18 protein-coding genes are annotated in these 17,249 nt (G+C 38.8%); 7 read left to right on the forward strand and 11 right to left on the reverse strand.

Annotation, left to right across the window (positions count from 1 at the left end):
- Nucleotide 1: 1 nt before the first annotated feature.
- The 6 genes from ACX9YW_RS15255 to ACX9YW_RS15280 form a co-directional block, all read right to left on the reverse strand.
- On the reverse strand, nucleotides 2-916 hold the full coding sequence (locus ACX9YW_RS15255; protein ID WP_460347883.1) for an ABC transporter permease: 915 nt from the start codon (nucleotides 914-916) through the stop codon (nucleotides 2-4).
- A gap of 15 nt (nucleotides 917-931) precedes the next feature.
- A complete protein-coding gene (locus ACX9YW_RS15260) occupies nucleotides 932-1,894 on the reverse strand; it encodes an ABC transporter permease (RefSeq protein WP_460347885.1) in 963 nt (320 codons plus the stop codon).
- Nucleotides 1,895-2,072: 178 nt separating this feature from the next.
- On the reverse strand, nucleotides 2,073-3,719 hold the full coding sequence (locus ACX9YW_RS15265) for an ABC transporter substrate-binding protein (RefSeq protein ID WP_460347887.1): 1,647 nt from the start codon (nucleotides 3,717-3,719) through the stop codon (nucleotides 2,073-2,075).
- An 18-nt stretch (nucleotides 3,720-3,737) separates the two neighbouring features.
- Nucleotides 3,738-4,985, reverse strand: a complete 1,248-nt coding sequence (locus tag ACX9YW_RS15270) for an S-layer homology domain-containing protein (RefSeq protein WP_460347889.1) — start codon at nucleotides 4,983-4,985, stop codon at nucleotides 3,738-3,740.
- Between the two features lie 314 nt (nucleotides 4,986-5,299).
- Entirely contained in the window at nucleotides 5,300-5,911 is a 612-nt protein-coding gene (locus ACX9YW_RS15275; RefSeq protein ID WP_460347891.1) for a TetR/AcrR family transcriptional regulator, read from the reverse strand.
- Nucleotides 5,912-6,401: 490 nt separating this feature from the next.
- Entirely contained in the window at nucleotides 6,402-6,761 is a 360-nt protein-coding gene (locus ACX9YW_RS15280) for a winged helix-turn-helix transcriptional regulator (protein ID WP_460347893.1), read from the reverse strand.
- Nucleotides 6,762-6,854: 93 nt separating this feature from the next.
- Here ACX9YW_RS15280 and ACX9YW_RS15285 point away from each other — a divergent pair, with 93 nt between their 5' ends.
- Both ACX9YW_RS15285 and ACX9YW_RS15290 read left to right on the forward strand, forming a co-directional pair.
- Entirely contained in the window at nucleotides 6,855-8,078 is a 1,224-nt protein-coding gene (locus tag ACX9YW_RS15285) for an MFS transporter (protein WP_460347895.1), read from the forward strand.
- A 122-nt stretch (nucleotides 8,079-8,200) separates the two neighbouring features.
- Nucleotides 8,201-9,439, forward strand: coding sequence for an ATP-binding protein (locus ACX9YW_RS15290; protein WP_460347897.1), 1,239 nt, complete (start codon nucleotides 8,201-8,203; stop codon nucleotides 9,437-9,439).
- A gap of 95 nt (nucleotides 9,440-9,534) precedes the next feature.
- On the opposite strand, the gene ACX9YW_RS15295 is transcribed toward ACX9YW_RS15290, so the two are convergent.
- From ACX9YW_RS15295 to ACX9YW_RS15305, 3 genes are all read right to left on the reverse strand, one after another.
- Entirely contained in the window at nucleotides 9,535-9,741 is a 207-nt protein-coding gene (locus tag ACX9YW_RS15295; RefSeq protein ID WP_460347899.1) for a capping complex subunit for YIEGIA, read from the reverse strand.
- 1 nt (nucleotide 9,742) lies between these two features.
- Nucleotides 9,743-10,663: a YIEGIA family protein gene (locus tag ACX9YW_RS15300; RefSeq protein ID WP_460347901.1), complete on the reverse strand. Its 921-nt coding sequence runs from the start codon at nucleotides 10,661-10,663 to the stop codon at nucleotides 9,743-9,745.
- A 93-nt stretch (nucleotides 10,664-10,756) separates the two neighbouring features.
- On the reverse strand, nucleotides 10,757-12,085 hold the full coding sequence (locus ACX9YW_RS15305; RefSeq protein ID WP_460347903.1) for a DNA recombination protein RmuC: 1,329 nt from the start codon (nucleotides 12,083-12,085) through the stop codon (nucleotides 10,757-10,759).
- Nucleotides 12,086-12,239: 154 nt separating this feature from the next.
- On the opposite strand from ACX9YW_RS15305, the gene ACX9YW_RS15310 reads away from it, so the two are divergent.
- Complete coding sequence (locus ACX9YW_RS15310; RefSeq protein WP_460347905.1) at nucleotides 12,240-13,076, forward strand: RMD1 family protein; 837 nt, start codon at nucleotides 12,240-12,242, stop codon at nucleotides 13,074-13,076.
- Between the two features lie 156 nt (nucleotides 13,077-13,232).
- Here ACX9YW_RS15310 and ACX9YW_RS15315 read toward each other — a convergent pair whose 3' ends face one another.
- Nucleotides 13,233-13,736, reverse strand: coding sequence for a DinB family protein (locus ACX9YW_RS15315; protein ID WP_460347907.1), 504 nt, complete (start codon nucleotides 13,734-13,736; stop codon nucleotides 13,233-13,235).
- 166 nt (nucleotides 13,737-13,902) lie between these two features.
- Here ACX9YW_RS15315 and ACX9YW_RS15320 point away from each other — a divergent pair, with 166 nt between their 5' ends.
- Nucleotides 13,903-14,250 carry a hypothetical protein gene (locus tag ACX9YW_RS15320; RefSeq protein ID WP_460347909.1) on the forward strand — a complete coding sequence of 116 codons (348 nt, stop codon included), beginning with the start codon at nucleotides 13,903-13,905 and terminating at the stop codon, nucleotides 14,248-14,250.
- A 115-nt stretch (nucleotides 14,251-14,365) separates the two neighbouring features.
- Entirely contained in the window at nucleotides 14,366-15,145 is a 780-nt protein-coding gene (locus ACX9YW_RS15325) for a Cof-type HAD-IIB family hydrolase (protein WP_460347953.1), read from the forward strand.
- A 211-nt stretch (nucleotides 15,146-15,356) separates the two neighbouring features.
- Here the strand turns inward: ACX9YW_RS15325 and ACX9YW_RS15330 are convergent, their stop codons facing one another.
- Nucleotides 15,357-15,530: a hypothetical protein gene (locus ACX9YW_RS15330; RefSeq protein ID WP_460347911.1), complete on the reverse strand. Its 174-nt coding sequence runs from the start codon at nucleotides 15,528-15,530 to the stop codon at nucleotides 15,357-15,359.
- A gap of 39 nt (nucleotides 15,531-15,569) precedes the next feature.
- Between ACX9YW_RS15330 and ACX9YW_RS15335 the strand changes: the two genes are divergently transcribed.
- Together ACX9YW_RS15335 and ACX9YW_RS15340 are read left to right on the forward strand one after the other, a co-directional pair.
- Entirely contained in the window at nucleotides 15,570-15,929 is a 360-nt protein-coding gene (locus ACX9YW_RS15335; protein ID WP_460347913.1) for a TetR family transcriptional regulator C-terminal domain-containing protein, read from the forward strand.
- A 135-nt stretch (nucleotides 15,930-16,064) separates the two neighbouring features.
- Nucleotides 16,065-17,162 carry a helix-turn-helix domain-containing protein gene (locus ACX9YW_RS15340; RefSeq protein WP_460347915.1) on the forward strand — a complete coding sequence of 366 codons (1,098 nt, stop codon included), beginning with the start codon at nucleotides 16,065-16,067 and terminating at the stop codon, nucleotides 17,160-17,162.
- Nucleotides 17,163-17,249: the final 87 nt, after the last annotated feature.

The following is a 17,249-nucleotide window of genomic DNA, read 5'->3' on the forward strand; positions in this document are numbered from 1 at the left end:
CCTATTCTTTCATTCTAGGGTCAAGGGCATCACGCAAGCCATCCCCGATAAAATTGACTGCAAGTACAGTTAGGACAATAAATGCTCCCGGAAAAATAACAATCCATAAATAATCCATAACCGTCGTTAATTCTTGGGCTGATGTTAGCATATTTCCCCAGCTCGGTGTTGGTGGTTGAATGCCGAGACCTAAAAAGCTTAGTGACGATTCGGCAAGAATGTTATTCGCGATGTCTAAGGTTGCAATGACAGTAATTGGTGCAATCGCATTTGGTAAAACGTGATGAAGAATCGTCGCTCCTTTTGTTTCACCTGTTGCAATCGCAGCTTCAACAAAGTCACGTTTCTTTAATGATAGAATTTCCCCGCGGACAATCCTGGCCATCCCCGTCCAACCAAAGACACTAAGAACTAGTACTGTCGACCATAAGGATGGAGTGATAATAGCCGCAACAATTAATAATAGAAAGAAAGTCGGGATCGATTGGATGGCGTCTACAATACGCATCATGACATTATCGACCCAGCCACCGAAGAATCCGGAGACTGCACCGTAGATAATACCGACACTAACCGTACATATCATGGCCAGCAGGGCAACACTTAGCGAGATTCTGGCACCGAAGACGATCCGTGTCCAAATGTCACCACCCATAGAATCTGTCCCCATGATGTATTTTTTACTTGGAGGTAAGTAGTTGTCAAAAACCTCGTAAACGTCTGGGCGATATACCGTGAGCATTGGTGCAAAAATCGCCATTAGACAAACAAGGATAAAAAAGGCTAAACCAGCAACAGCTAGCTTGTTCTTGCGAAAACGACGCCAAACGACGGTCGATTTTCTCTCAATTTTGACATCTCTGTCGGTATTTGATTTTGCCGGTTTTAATGATAAGGATGGATTAGGAACCCCCATTTTGTTCTCTCCTCTCTAGTTCTTGCCTAGTTGGATACGAGGATCCACTAATGCATAAAGTATATCAGCGATTAAATTGGAAGCTACAACTGTGACAGCGGCAATCATTGTTGTTCCCATGATGACTTGGTAGTCTCGCATAAAGATAGCGTTGATGGATAGTCTGCCCATTCCCGGCCAAGCAAAGAGCTGCTCGATAAATAATGCACCGCCAAACAAGTTTGGTAGCTGTAACGCCAAAATGGTGATGATTGGGATTAAGCCATTACGTAAAGCATGTTTAAAAATAACGACTTTTTCAGACAATCCTTTTGCTCTAGCGGTTCTAACAAAATCCTGTCTAATAACATCCAGCATGCTAGAACGCATAAAGCGTGACATTGAAGCAATTAACCCAAAGGCTAAAGTTAGTGACGGTAGAATCAAGTGATAAATACGATCCCATAAATTAAACGTTTCGAAATCGGAACGGAGGCCAGAGGCCGGGAACCACTCTAGTTTTAAAGCAAAAACTAGTATGACTACTAAAGCAATAAAGAAAGATGGAACAGCAATTCCTAGGAAACTATTAAAAGTAAAGATGTAGTCCATGATTGAATACTTTTTTACAGCCGAATAGACGCCAATTGGAATTGCAAGGATTACCGTGATTAAGATGGCTGTTCCCATTAATGTCAATGTGGCAGGAAGACGGCTAAGAATTTTCTCCAAAACCGGCATTCCATCTTGGAAGGAATAGCCCATGTTTCCTTCTAATACTAAAAGCTTTAGCCATTTATAATATTGAACATAGATGGGGTCGTCGACGCCAAGCTGTTCTCTAATGGCAGATAAATCCTGTTCGGCACCTGCCTCTGGGTCTTCATACATCGCAGTGGGGTCACCCGGAGCAAGAGTCATGAGTAGGAATGAAATGATGGAGATAATAAATAATAGCGGAATCGCTTGTAATACTCTTCGAATAATATATTTCGTCATAAAACTCACCACTTTCTAATAATAACGGCGGTGTGAGCGGAGCAAGGCTACACCGGCTTTTTACATCTAATAAAATCCTAAATTCAATCTAACTCTTTAAATAAATCACTTCGTCGCAGCTTTAGCCCTGTGCCAATAAAGAGCCGTTACGACACTCGTCGCAACGGCCGTCACAAAATTACTTTTTTCGTTTTTGGGCAGATCCCCAGTACCAATCTTCCAAATTAAACATGGCTGTTGACAATGATGTTTTAATACCTTTAAGGTCTTTATCATGCCCCATGTTTTTCATTGGATGGACAGTCCAAATTAAAGTAGCATTATCCGCCATGTATTTATGCATATCTTGATAAATCTTAATACGCTTGTTTCGATCTTCCTCAACTAAGTAATCGTCTAGGAATTTATCAATTTTTGGATCATCTATGCGGTTGCGGTTGTTACCTGGCTTATTTTTAGCTGGATCAGGAATTGCTTCACTATGGAAAAATCCTTTGTGTTCAACGTTTCCATCATATCCACCCCAACCAAGTGCATAAGTATCTAGCTCACCAGCAGCATATTTATCAAGGAAAATGGACCACTCTAAGCTACGAACAGTTACTTTTACACCAAGTTTTGCCCAGTTTTGTTGAGCAAGAAGGGCAATTTTTTCACGAACCTTGCTTCCATTATTAAAGTAGAAATCAAATTCCAATTTCTTACCGTTCTTTGTACGAACTCCGTTTTGCAATTTCCAGCCTGCATCATCTAATAAATCATTTGCCTTCTTTACATCAAAAGCTAATGGTTTAACTGATTTATTATATTGTGGAATTAATGGATGAAACGGACCTGATGCAATGTATGCTTTACCCAAATAAAGTTTCGATACGATCGATTGACGGTCTAATCCGTATGTTAAGGCTAAACGAACATTTTTGTCGTTAAATGGCTCTTTTTTAAAATTAAATCCGACAAAGTCAAATTGACCGTAATCCCATTTCGTTATTTTTAAGTCCTTATCCTTGGCAACCTGGGCAATCGTGGCAGGAGTCAACGCTTCAATCCAGTCTACATCCCCTTTAATTAAGTTGATCGCTTCAACATTTGAGTCAGGAAGGATACGTGTCACAACTTGGTCCATATATGGACGGCCATTCCAGTAATCTTTATTAGCTTCGACGACGATACGCTCATCGGCTTTCCACTCTTTAAATTTGAATGGACCAGTTCCAATTGGGTTACGGTGAAGTTTATTATTAGTGTTATAATCGTCTACACCCTTTGGAAATTTATGCTTTGGCATAATGTTTGTTGTAAACACGTTTGCGACAACTAGGGCATCTTTTTGCTTCAATTGAATTTTTACTTGATAATCATTAACCTTTGTTACACTCTTAATTGTTTTAAAGTCACTAATGTAGCTGTTAATGGACTTCGGATTCATGTAAGTATTATAAGAAAAAATGACATCATCAGCTGTAAAAGGTTTGCCATCGTGCCATTTTACACCTTTACGTAGGTCAAATGTATAGGTCATTGACTTTTGGTCATAAGTCCATTTTGTTGCTAAGCCTGGAATGGGCTCACCCTTTTGGTTAGCACTTAATAGTCCATCATAAATCATTCCCATAATACGATTAGATGGTGCATCAGCCGTGGTTAGTGGGACTAAACGAACTGCGTCAGAAAATGATGTTAAAACGACTTTTCCTCCAACCTTTTTCGGATCAAAGCCCGGACGTGCTGCATCTGCTTTGTCTGCACCTAGGAAAGAGAATCCACTTAGAGCAACACTTGAAGCAAGTGTTGTTGTTAATAATTTCTGTTTGAAATTTTTCATCCTATTCATTCCTCCAATTTATTTTTTTTCTGGGTCTTTCGCTGTAAATTCCATTGAAGTAGCTAATGCATCCGCGCCCGCTACCAATGTAGCCTTAATTTCTTTTCCTGCTGCTTGCAAGCTGAGAACATCAGTAAGCTTTACTTCTGTCTTCTTGTCACCTTCGACTAAAATGAATTTTGCATCATCAGCAAAAGAAAGGCTTTGGCTCTTTAAGGCAACATCTGAGAAATCAAAAACAGCCTTGTTATTTTGAATTTTCACTACACGATTAGATATCTTCGCAATATACGGCTCCAAAATCGTAATTTCATCCGTAACAGTATCGCTGTACATTCCACCGGCAAAGCTTACGCCTGCCTTAGCTGCATAGTTACTAAACTCAGTAAATGTTAATGGAACATCAGGACTATTTGGAAGACTAGTAACCAAACCATTTAGTAACCAGTTTTTTGGTACGCCATTTAAGGTAAGATTTCCATTGATATAGTTTAAATTTCCATCTAGCATATCAAGGGAATTTCCCTCAGCGTAGGCTACTTCGCCTTTTTTATTTAAGGTCAAATGAATTTTTGTTCCTTTTGCAATCCCTTCTAGTGACCCATTCTGTTCATCCAGATAAATCGAAGCTTTCGAGTTAAATTTATAGGATGACAACCCACTGCCTGTGCTAATCTGGATGGTGTTTCCGTTAATTTGATTAACAACACCTGTCATCGTTTTATAGAAGTCTTTAGCCTGCAAAAATTTATCAATTGCTACTACTGCCTCTTCTCTTGTTACAATAGCATCTAAATCAGTGTCGATAGTTAGTACTCCTTTTCGTTCCAAGAAATAAAAATGGTCGACTGGTCGGTTTGACCAAGAGCTTTTAAAACCAAGCCCGTAAGCTAACGTTCTTGCTAAATCAGTGTAGGTTACCGCGTTCTTTGGCTTGAATTGCCCTTTTGTATTAACGGTAAGAATTCCTGCATTAACTGCATTATTTACAGCAGCATTATTTTTCACATCGGTGATCTTAATTGATTTCGTCCCTTTTAAGGTCATAATTCTGCTAGCAATTTCAGCAAACTCTTGTCTGGATAATCCCTTATCAGGATTGAAACTAGCAGCATTGTTTACGACAATCCCTAATGAAACTAACTTACTAATGGATGCCTCATTTGAACTTACATCATCAAAACTTACCGCCATTGCAGAAATACTAGTAAATGTAAGTGTGGTCGCTATTGCGCCAGTAACGATAAATTTACGCCAATTTAACATAATCTAATTTTTACCCCCTTAATGTTTTGGAAAGAAAATGAAAAAATAGGTAAAATACCCTCCTTTTCTAGTTTTTATAAAATTGAGATATGTCTGTAAATATTTATAACATAAAAGGTTGGGAGAAAAACTGACAATTTACTAAATAAAAATCAACAAATTTCTAAACTGACTAGTCGGTATGTTAATAAATAAACCGACTGGTCATAATGATGAGATTGTCACAAACATCTATATTCTTCGGTTTACCAAGTTTTTTTGCAAACAAAAAGCCCTAAGAAACTCTTAGGGTCAATAAGAATCAATCTATTCAGTTAAACTAGTACCTTTTGATAATACATTTCTCTCATCTCTTTAAGCACTTGATTAAAAGGGTAATCCTTATAGACAATTTGAAAGACCAATCCATCTACCATGGACCAAAACATTTCAGCATGAACTTTTGCATCAATATCAGGTTTAACTTCTCCAGCTTCTTGACCATCTTTTAAAACCTGTATCATATAGCCTAAAAAAAACTTGTGACGTCGTTTTGTTAGAAATTCGTTGATTTCTGGATACCGAAATGAGCGAATCTTAAACTCCGCACCGACAAGCATATCACCAACGCTTTCTAATTCAAATGGAAATGGTCTATCATAAATAGAAAATAAATAGTCTAATTTTTCAACAGTCGTTTGAAACTGATCCAAAGCGTTCCTTGTCAGCTCGAAGGCTTGCTCCGTTTTTTGACTGACCAGCTCTAAATAAATTTCATCTTTACTCTTAAAATAATTATAAATAGCTCCCTTGCTAACTCCGGATTCAGCGCAGATTTCATCAACCGTAGTAGGTTCAAATCCCTTGCGACCAAAGCATTTTAACGCACTATCAAGTATTTCCTGTTTTTTTTGTTCTTTATAACTATTCGAGACAACTGGCGCCATAATAACCTCCTACCGAACTTTTGGACATTCGATTTAAAACCAATATCATCATTTAATCATAAATAGAATGATGTTTCAATGAGTTTTGCCACACCGTTACCTCTGATTTTCCCCAAAAAAAATAGGACCTTTCCTAGAAAGTCCTTTGAAAATCTGCCTATTCATTATGAAAACATTGGGAATGGACGTGGTAACGGTTTTGGTTTTTCTTCCTTATCATTTGTATGAATAGGTGCTTTTGTGATGAACATCATGATCTTTTCCCCCTCTAATTTAATTTATTTTTATCACTGTGTTGAAATAAATAATATTCATAAAATTTAGATATTTTGTTTTATGACTTTTTTTCATTTCAACTTTATTATAAATGTCTAAAAATAAGACGCAGACTTTGGGTAAAAAGTTCCAAAGTTGGGAAAAAAACTTAAGGATTGACAAATTTTTTTTGAAATTAACAAAAAAACACGAGGCATTGTGCTCCCGTGCTCCTTTAATTCAAAATTTCGAGCTTTGCTTCTACATCATTTAGTTGCTTAGCCATATGGCCTTTACCCCAAGTACTCATCGCTGTTAATAGTGGTGTTAAGCTTTGTCCGTAGTCCGTTAGCGAATATTCCACCCTGAGAATTTTTTCGTTATAAACATCCCTCTGAATAAGATCGTCCCTCTCCAACTCCCGTAAAACCTGAGTTAGCATTTTTTTCGAAATTTCCGGAATCAATCGCATGAAATCACCGTACCGGTAATGACGATGACTTAAATGCCAAAGGATTCTTGACTTCCATTTCCCGCCTATGGCATCGATAGTAGCCTCTACTGGACAATAATATCGTTTTTCATTCAAAATCATCCCCCCTTAAATCTTTAACTGGATACAAAAAAGTGCCTAATTGTTATAAGGTTCTTTTCCCCCTAAGATGAAAATGGAAAGGGGATAAAGAAAATGTTTAAAAAACTTCAATTTAGGTTATCTGTTAAATTTATTTTACTATGGAATATTTTGTTTTGTCTTGGCTTAAGTGCTTATACGGTTCTTTTTAATTTATATTTAAAAGAAGTAGTTTCGATTACTGATATTGGAACTGTCGTTGGAATTAGCTATCTTGTATATGGAGGATTTTCCTTACTATCTGGATTCTTGTCTGACCGTTTTGGACCGAAAAAGGTTCTCCATATTGGGGTTCTGGTCCTATTTTTGGGGATTGTCGGCAGTATTTTTACCCAATCCATTGTCTCTCTGTATATGTGGGCAGTTGTCACCGGGGTGGGGTTATCGCTGACCAACGTCATGTTTGTTCCGCTTCTAACGGAATACTCTACGAGTGCTGAACGAACGAAGCTTTTTAGTATCGCGTTCGGGACTGGTAATTTATTTATGTTTTTTGGAACAATGGGGGCAGGATTTATTGCTGATTTTCTTTCCTCCCATTATCGAATTGGTGCCGTGGCCAGCTTTAGAGGGGTTATTTTCTCTGCAGCGCTAGTCATTGTACTAAGTTCGCTACCTTTACTTTTAATAAAAGGAGAAAAACGCACTCCCATTGCAAAAACTGGAGCCTTGGGCAATCGATTAAATAAAAGGGTTGTTTCCTACGGCGTCGTTAAACTTCTTGAAGGGATAGGGATTGGTCTGTCCGTTCCATTTTTAAACCTCTTTTTATCAGGTCGATTTGATTTAACCGCAGGAAAAATTAGCTTGATCTTGTCAAGTGCAACCCTTTTTACCGTAGCGATGATTTTTAGCAATCCATTTATTAGTAAACGCTTGGGGGAAGCACAATCCCTTGTTGTTTACCAACTGATTGGCTTGCCTTGCTTATTATTATTGGGCTGGATGGAACATATTTGGATAACCGCACTTTGCCTGTTAGGATTCCGCGCCTTCTTTTATGCGATGATGCCTATTCAATCAAAGTTGTTAATGGAAAAAACGCCAGAAAACATTCGTGGCTTTACCAATAGTGTTGGATCGATGAATTTAATGCTAGGGACAGGTGCGGCTGGTTTGGTAAGCATGCGAATTGTTAATCATTTAGGAGAGTATTGGGGGTTTCTTACCTTATTTACCCTATCTGCATTATGCATTTCTGTTTCGGTTATGATTTTCTATTTCCAGTTTAAAAGTAGTTCTGTTGTCACTCGAACGAAAATGGAGCAAGTTTCCTAGATTCCCTATCATTAAATAGTCCTATCCGCAAATACTTTTCTAGTCATTTAGAAGGAGATTTTTCCAAAGAGGGAGAATTTTTTAAGATATGGAAATTCTGTATCTCTTGGGGAGGCTTCCTTTTGTTTCAGTTTTTTGGTCATTTTATTTATCATGTCTTAGTTGTCTTATTTCCAATCTTTTTTTATCATCTTTATTTATATGAAGATTTGTATCAACGAAAAAAAATGAGTGCAAAATTCACTCTTATTACCTTGGTGATGCTTTTTTGCACTATGTCTTTTCCAGTGGAATACCAACACGGCTATTTCTATGATTTTCGGGTGATTCCGATTATGATTTCGTTTTTATATGGAGGGATTTTACAAGGTGCCGTCACGTTGGCCACTATGTTAATCTATCGACTTGCCATTGGTGGTCCAGGTTTTTACGTTACGCTCATTAGTTATGTGGTGCTGTTTGGGCTTTTATTAGTAACCTACCGAAAATTTGCTTGTTTTCACATCAAAACGAAAATGTTTGTGATAAGTCTCTTATATTGGTTTATTGCCTTTACAAGAGGTGTTACCTTAATCAAGACCGGTCAAATGGATCAAATTTCATTTATGTTAACCTTTAGCTTAATGACCTGGTTAACGCTGATTACGGTGTTTTTTGTCATTGAAAATTTAGATCAGCAAATGAGAATCCAGAACCAGCTGCAACGTGCCGATAAGCTAAATGTGATTAGTCAATTGGCCGCCTCGGTCGCACATGAAGTTCGAAATCCAATGACCAGTGTGCGCGGTTTTTTACAATTGATGACCAAGGATGAGAATTTAAATGATAAACAAAAGAAGTACATCGACATTAGCTTGAAGGAATTAGAGCATGCTCAATTAATTATTAACGACTATCTGTCTCTTGCTAAACCGAATGATAAAAGTCCTTCATTAATTAATCTCTCTTCCGAAATTGAAAATACGATTGAGTTGATGACCTCTTATACCAATATTAGTAATGTTACGATTGAATCTTCAATAGAAGAAAACCTATTTGTGAAAGGGTTAAAGGATGAAATTAAACAAGTTCTCGTAAATATTATGAAAAATGGCATTGAGTCGGTTGGCCTAAATGGAATGATTTTAGTAAAAGCATACCGTCAGCAGAACCAGATTATCGTAGAAATTGAGGATAACGGTAAAGGGATGACAAAAAAGCAGCTTCGCCATATAGGTACCCCATTTTATTCAACGAAGGAAAAAGGAACTGGCGTTGGGCTGACCGTTTCCTATCAGATTATCCACTCGATGAAGGGAAAGGTTCATGTGGAGAGTTCTGAGGGGGTTGGCACGAAGTTCATCATTCAGTTTCCGGGTTAATTAGAAACACGGAAACAACCGTTTCATTCACGACTTGCCAGGAACTTAACAATACTAATGGCTGTTCCTCCTAGAATAGAGAAACAGCCATTTTTTTATGCTCTAATAACCAAGTAGTCTCCTGATTTCATTTTTACGACCTCTGCTTTCAGTGATTTCGCAATATCCACCGTTAATTCTTCGGCCTCTTGGCAATTCTTTGCTAAAAGTGAAAGCTGTTTGCCACCTAATAGTTTGTCTTTATCGGTGGTAATAAAGGCTAGAATATCATAGTTTGGTTTTTGATTTGATTCCTTCCCCATCCTATTCCCTCCCCGTTAGGTTTGTTTTCATCACCGCGTGGGTTTTCTTCACACTCTCGAGTAATGGTGTATTTTTGATGGTTTCAATTAGCCGATTCCGATCTTGAATAATTGGGACAAGAGCAATAACAATTCGACCTTCATCAAAGTCCTTCCGGGTAAAATGGTAGCGTTTAACGCCAATCGATCTCGTTGCTTCAAATAACATCGCTTGTCTCTGTCCAAAGTTATCAAGGGTAATCCGGAAGTCTTGTTCTCGTGGGTGAACGACAACGGCAATCCCTTCTTTTTGGAACATGGCCATAGCCCTTTCGGTACCTAGCTGATTGGTCACAAAAATTCCATCAACAAATAATTCGGAATTCTTGATTTCAATTTTACCAAGCTTTACGTCAGCGATATCGCCCACCGTCTTTCCTTTAGAAAAGCGTTTTAAGATATACCAAACGATGAATCCAGCTAGAGCTCCAAAAAGTATATTGATCCACATCTGATGGCTGTTTACTAATTGAATGGTTAGGGCAGAGGCGAAGGCCACTACTAGCGCAAAATAATTACGTGCTTCAAAGGTTTTGGCAATCCCGTCGATATAGGCGTCGCCTCGATTGGTAAATTCGGTGTTTTCCAGGTCCTTTAAGCTCTCGCGCTCAGCTTTGCGAACATCACGAAACTGTTGAATCGCTAATGAAAGGAACGTTACAGCAACAAAATTTTTGGTCATTAATGCCGGAATCGCTACCGCACCCAGGGCAGCAGCAATAAATCCAGTCACTAGATGAATCAAAAAACCATTTGGATAACTTGGATACTGCCGGTAATCTTCCTTTAATGTCAGCACGCGGGCAAGTGTTCCAACAATTATAGATGTCACAATCAGCACAATATGATCAGTGGAAAGAATATCACCCTTCAACCTAATCACCTTCCCTCTTTATCATCACTTAAAAGGATGGTCAAAAAGAGTGGGCTATAAACTTGAAAAGCCCCAATCTTATTTCGATTAGGGCTTTTTTCGCTATTCCATGTTAGTGGTGCTGGCCATTTCAAGTTCGCCTAAGAGGAGGGTCGCGTCGCTACTTGGAAGTTCTTCGACCGTTCTTAATTTCCTTTCGATAGCACGGCCACGTCTAGCAGCATTTTCTATTGTATTGCTCGCCTCTTGAAGTTTCTTTTGGGTTTTATCAAGAATATCGCCAAACTTACCAAATTCAGTTTTGACGGCACCTAATAATTCCCATACTTCACTGGAACGCTTTTGAATCGCCAAAGTTCGGAAACCCATTTGCAGGCTATTAAGAAGTGCCGCTAATGTTGTTGGACCAGTAATAATCACGCGGTACTCGCGCTGCAGTGTATCCCAGAGTCCTGGTCGACGTAGCACTTCAGCATATAGTCCCTCTAATGGAAGGAACATAATGGCAAAATCAGTCGTCGCTGGCGGATTAATATATTTATCGCGAATACTTTTCGCTTCGGCTTTAATCCGGAATTCAATTTGTTTCGCTGCATCATTGGCTTTCTGGCTGTCACCCGTGTCCTGCGCTTCGAGTAATCGTTGATAATCCTCAAGCGGAAACTTCGAGTCAATTGGGATATAAATACTCCCTCCTTTTTCTTCTTTAGAAGGTAGTTTAACGGCAAATTCCACCCTCTCACTTGAACCTTTTTTAGTAGCCACATTGGCTTCATACTGGTCATACGATAATATTTGCTCCAGCAAACTTCCAAGCTGAATTTCCCCCAATGTCCCCCTTGCCTTAACATTCGTAAGAACACGCTTTAAGTCGCCGACTCCATTGGCTAGATTTTGCATTTCTCCTAAGCCTTTGTGCACTAGCTCTAGGCGATCACTTACTTGTTTAAAAGATTCACCAAGGCGTTGTTCTAGCGTTGCGTGAAGTTTTTCATCAACCGTTTGTCGCATTTGCTCTAATTTTTTGTTGTTATCGTCCTGTAAGGAAGAGAGTTTTTGTTCAACGGTGCTGCGGAGATGTTCCAGCTTCTGCTCATTTATGGTTGTTAATTCTGTCAATTGCTTGGTAAAACTATCGAGCACGTTTTTTTGCTGATTGGCCATTTGGCCAATTGTCGCCATAATGGATTGATTGACGGTATGTAAAATTTGCGTCAGTTCCTCCCGGTTTTGCTTTCCGGAACCGCCAATTTCCTGGCGAATTTGTCCCATATCTTCACGGAAACTTCTTTCTAATTTTTCCTGAGATTTTTCAATTGCTAAAAGTTCTGTTCTGCCTTGTCCTTTTCCGCTTTTTTGAAAAATGATTAAGACAAAGATGAGAATGATTAAATTAATTAATATAGATACTATGCTTATAATCTCTAACAATACTTCCTCCCCCTATCAGATGTGCTTAGTTCTATTATATCAAACGTACGTTCTTAATTGAAAGCATGGTCATTATTTTTTTGGTGCAAGCCCAATAGGGTAAGAGCATATCTTTAAGTAAGACAGGATTATTTTACAGAAATGAGTGGTGTACATGGAGGCCATTACCTTCAAAGCCGTTGCGATTACCCATGAAATTGATTTGAACAAAATTGCCATTCACTGTGGAATCCCCAAAAGATTCACCTGGGAAGAGCCACTAATTTTAAAAGGAGAGATTTTAAAATCTATTCTTCGGAAAGACGTAGATGATTCTCAGAAGGTACTCGTTTTTTCGTTTGGTAGCATTGTTTTTATCAATGGTTCTGGGCCCGATGAGAGGGTTGATTTTTTAAACTTTATTAGGACCTTCGAACCGGACATTGATATGAAAAAGGTTGATCGATACTTTGATGATTACACCCTTTTGATTGGGGAAACGAAAAAGATTGAATTTACTGATGAATATGTGGTGGTTCCTGAGTTTGAGGTCTTTTATCCAGAATTAATCTCGACTGTACTTGCGAAGTCTGTTGCGCTTGAAAAAACCGAGGAACAGCTAGGAAAAATTCTTGATAAATTGGAAACGATGATTGACCGGTTGGAGAAAGGGAAAATGAGAGTTGGTAACAAGGAACTTGCGCGTACGATGTCAAAAATCGTCCGCCATGAGTACAACACGATTGCCTATATTATGATTCTAGATAAACCTGATGTTACATGGACTAGCACCGTAGCGAGGGACTTTTATGATCAAATGATGGAGTTTTTCGAACTGAACGACCGCTACAAAATTTTGAAAAGTAAAACCGAGATTCTTTATAACATCATGGATGGATTCTCCACCATTAGCCATTCCATCCGCGGACTATTCGTCGAATGGATCATCGTCATCCTTATCCTATTCGAAATCATCCTCACCTTACTGGGAATAGCAGGTCTCCTTCCATAAAGGATAGACCCAAAACGTAAAATGCACTTTAACGCTTTAAAAGATGTGAAATTTTTAATTCACCAAACGCACTTTAGTGCTTTAGTGCTTTAAAAAATTCGGGGACAGTCCCCACATACTTTAAAGCGTTAAAGTGCTTCAATTTTGCTTTTTTTTCTATATGGTTGGAGGTTGCATGCCTATTTGGCTCCATTCTTCTCTGGCTGGTCCGTAGACTCCTGGAACCTTTAATCCTGCTTGGCGCATGAGTACGGTCATTTGGCCACGGTGATGGATGAGATGCTTAATAAACATGGAAAGTGCTACCGCTTTTGGTAGGTCCATTCCGAAAACATTTTTCATTTCAGTGAGGCTTTGGTCAGTCCATTGTTGTTGAATAGCAGTTGTATTCTCCACGCTTACCTTACGAAATGTATCAGCAATTTCCTTTCCCGCGGTTGGTACGGTATTTGAATTGGCCACCGTTTCAACATTTATTCCAAATTCATTAAACATTTCAGGTGCGCTTGTTACTGTGTGCCAAGCTATTGCACCTAAAGTACGGCCCTCAGCTGACACTTTTTGGCTAAGTGATTGGTCAGTTAGTACATCTAATAATTTTTGTGTAGTAGCCGCCTCTTGATTCCATTCGGCCACGAATTCTTGAATAGAAGTATACATATAAAAGCCCCTCCCGTTAGATAATGATAAGCACCATTGTCATTATTAACGGAAGGTTTTTTTTTCATACATTTTCTTTCTGGTCGATTAGGAAGGTTGTAAGGAAAAAAACATTTAGACAAACATGATTTCTTGGTAAAATAGATAGCATTAGGAGGGAAATATTTTGAAAATACTTGGTTTAATGTTCGGAGGACTTGCACTCGTTTTAATGGTTCTTGTTTTATTCTTTATCGTAATTAGCTTAGTTAAAGTGAATAGACCCAAGCTGTTTCATTGTCCGCACTGCATGGAACTAATTCCTCAAGAATTAGTCGTTTGCAGATTTTGTGGAAAAAATGTCAACACCTTTTACGGGTCTGAGAACTACGACCAACCGTCCAACCATTCGATAGCGGTTAAACTACGTACCTATATAAACAACCTTAACATGGAAAATATCAAACTCATGACCTTCGTCATGCTACTAGCAAGCCTAATCCTATACTACATCAGCACCCTACTTACCTACTAAAAAGAAAACACTTTAGCGCTTTAAAGCAAGTGGGGACTGTCCCCACTTGCTTTAAAGTGTTAAAGTGTTTTTATTTTGGGGTTGTGGTGATATTATGGGTAGAGGTGAATGAATGATGAGAGAGCAGTGTTTGATTTTTTTTGATATTGATGGGACTTTGCTCGATTTCGAGAAAAAGTTACCTACTTCTACGAAAGAAGCTATTTTTAGGTTAAAGGAGCTTGGTCATTTTGTGGCTATTGCGACGGGACGGGCTCCATTTATGTTTGAAGATATACGTGAAGAATTACATATTGATACGTTTGTTAGTTTTAACGGGCAGTATGTTGTCTTAAATGGGGATTCCATTTATAAGAATCCATTGAATATCGCTTCAATGGAGAAATTAACTGAGGTGGCCCTTCGCCATAATCACCCAGTTGTCTATATGGACCATGAAGATATGAAGGCAAACGTACCTGAGCATGATTATATTAAAGTTAGTATTGAAACGTTAAAAATACGTCACTTCCCTAGCTTTGATCCTCACTATTATGTGGGCCGCGACCTGTATCAAACGTTGCTATTTTGTCCGGAGGATGCCGAGAAACAATATGTTTCCGAGTTTAGCGACTTTGATTTTGTCAGATGGCATCCTGTATCTGTAGATGTTCTCCCAAAAGGCGGTTCAAAGGCTATAGGGATTGAAAAAATTGCTAGCAAACTTGGAATTCCACTAGAACGTATATATGCCTTTGGCGATGGATTGAATGATATAGAGATGCTTTCAACAGTGAAAAATAGTATCGCAATGGGGAATGCGGAGGAGAAGGTAAAACAAGTGTCAAGGTTTGTCACACGATCCGTTGAAGAAGACGGCATCTTGTTCGGGCTACAGATGGTGGGGCTATTATAATAAAACGCTGGACAGAATCTGGTCTCTTCAGAGTAATTCTGTCCAGCAAACTCTACTTTAATGAAATTTAGCATTCGTCGTATTAATGACAACTGCATGGCGTAGGTTTTTTACACCATTAATAATGAACCAAACCGGAATGACCGTTACCCCCCTAAGCCAATCCCTGCTACCACAAATGGTTGAAATCCAATGATGTTCCCTACCACAGTTAAAATGAGGCAGAACCCTGCATCCACACCCAAATATCCCATTTTTTTGATAAACCGTTAGTCATGCCGGCGATGCTAAGGGCCATTATCCACAGACCGACTCCGCCAAAGTCCATCACACCATCGGGACTTAATTCGACTAGCCCTGCCCAGCCAATGATTGTACTATCCAAAACAGCGCCACCATGGTGGACGGCATTATGTGCTAGCTCATGATCGATTCCAATTTGCCTAAAATTATTGATGAACATAATGTTGATTTCCTGTTTGAGGATAGTTATAAAGATGTGAACTGGGGGTTGCTATCTATTGAGTTTTTACTATATAACGTGAGAAATGAACAAATGCAAAAGCGGAACGAGACAAAGTATGAAAATTGGCAAAAGTTTATTGAGGAAATCATTCGTTGGGGACAAAACAATAATCAATTAAGCAAAGAGATAGATATATCGAAAACTGTTTCAGCTGTGTTCGCCCTTTATGATGGATTTTTCATTCATTCGGCATTGTATCCCGATAAGATAAAAAAAGAAGATGTTACCTCCGGACTCCTAAAATTGTTAGGATTATAAGTTAGTCTCACTCCCTTTTTCTACCGTCAGTTGAAAACGACAATTCAACCACTAGTTGATAGGCACTCATAGTGGGTTATGCTACGATAAATGTAGGCAGTGCGCGCTGAACTTTTACCTCAAGGGGGCAAAACAATGTTAGATACACGAAAAATTGGGGCTTATATTTCGAAGCTCCGTAAGGAACAGGACATGACACAAATGGAACTTGCTGAGCAATTGAATGTCAGCCACCAAGCGATTTCCAAATGGGAACGCGGCGAATCACTTCCGGATATCGGGACGATGCCGTTACTTGCCAATGTTTTCGATATTACGATTGATGACCTAATGAATGCTGGAGAAACGGCCGGTCAACGGCGGTTTCATCATGTTGGAAAAATCGTTGTAAATATTTCTGAAAATCAACCGGAAAAAGTTGCTGAATTAATTAATTCTGGAGAGGCTGACATGAGTGAGCTTGTCGATGTAGCCCCACTCATGAAAACGAGTAGCCTAAACAAAGTCTCTGAGAAATTGGATAAAGATCATATTACGTTAAATACCATTAGAAGTCTCGCACCATACCTAAGTTCAACGGCTCTTGATCAAATCGTACGTGAGTCCATTGACGGCAACTTCGAATGGGAAGTTATCTCAGAAATTGTCCCATTTTTAAGTAATGAAACATTAGGATATCTCGTGAACAAAACCATCGATGGCACACTGAAAGCCGAATCTCTGATTACTTTAGCACCGTTTCTGACATCTGTACAATTAGATAAACTTGTTCTGGCCACCGAAGCAGGTAGCATAAATTGGAGTATAGCTAAAAAATTAACACCATTTTTAAGTAGTCAAACATTGGAACGTCTTGTTGAACAAGCAATGAGCGAAAAAATTGATGGTGATGAGCTCGTTCACTTTGCTCCGTTTCTTGGCGGAAAGTCACTCGAAAAATTACTATTTCAAGCTGAAGAAGGGAGCATTGACTGGGGGATAGTTGAAAAGCTAGCACCGTTTTTAAGCTCAGAAACATTAGACCGACTAGTTAATCAAGTCATTGAAGGAAAACTAGATATAAACCAAGTTCTTAAACTTGCTCCTTTTTTAAGTGGGGACAGTATTCGGCAATTAGTGTTCAAATTAGATGTTGAAAATCTAAATCCAAGTGCCCTTTCTAGACTCGCTCCGTTTATGGATAGCGAAACACTAGGTAAATTGCTGGCAACCCTTTTAACAAAATTAAAATAATCCAAAAAAAGCCGTCATTTCCAGTTGGACCTGACGGCTTTTTTCTTTACCTAACTCTGAAACAATGATTGCCTTCATCGTTTTCCT

The sequence above is a fragment of the Pseudoneobacillus rhizolycopersici genome, assembly GCF_054786815.1.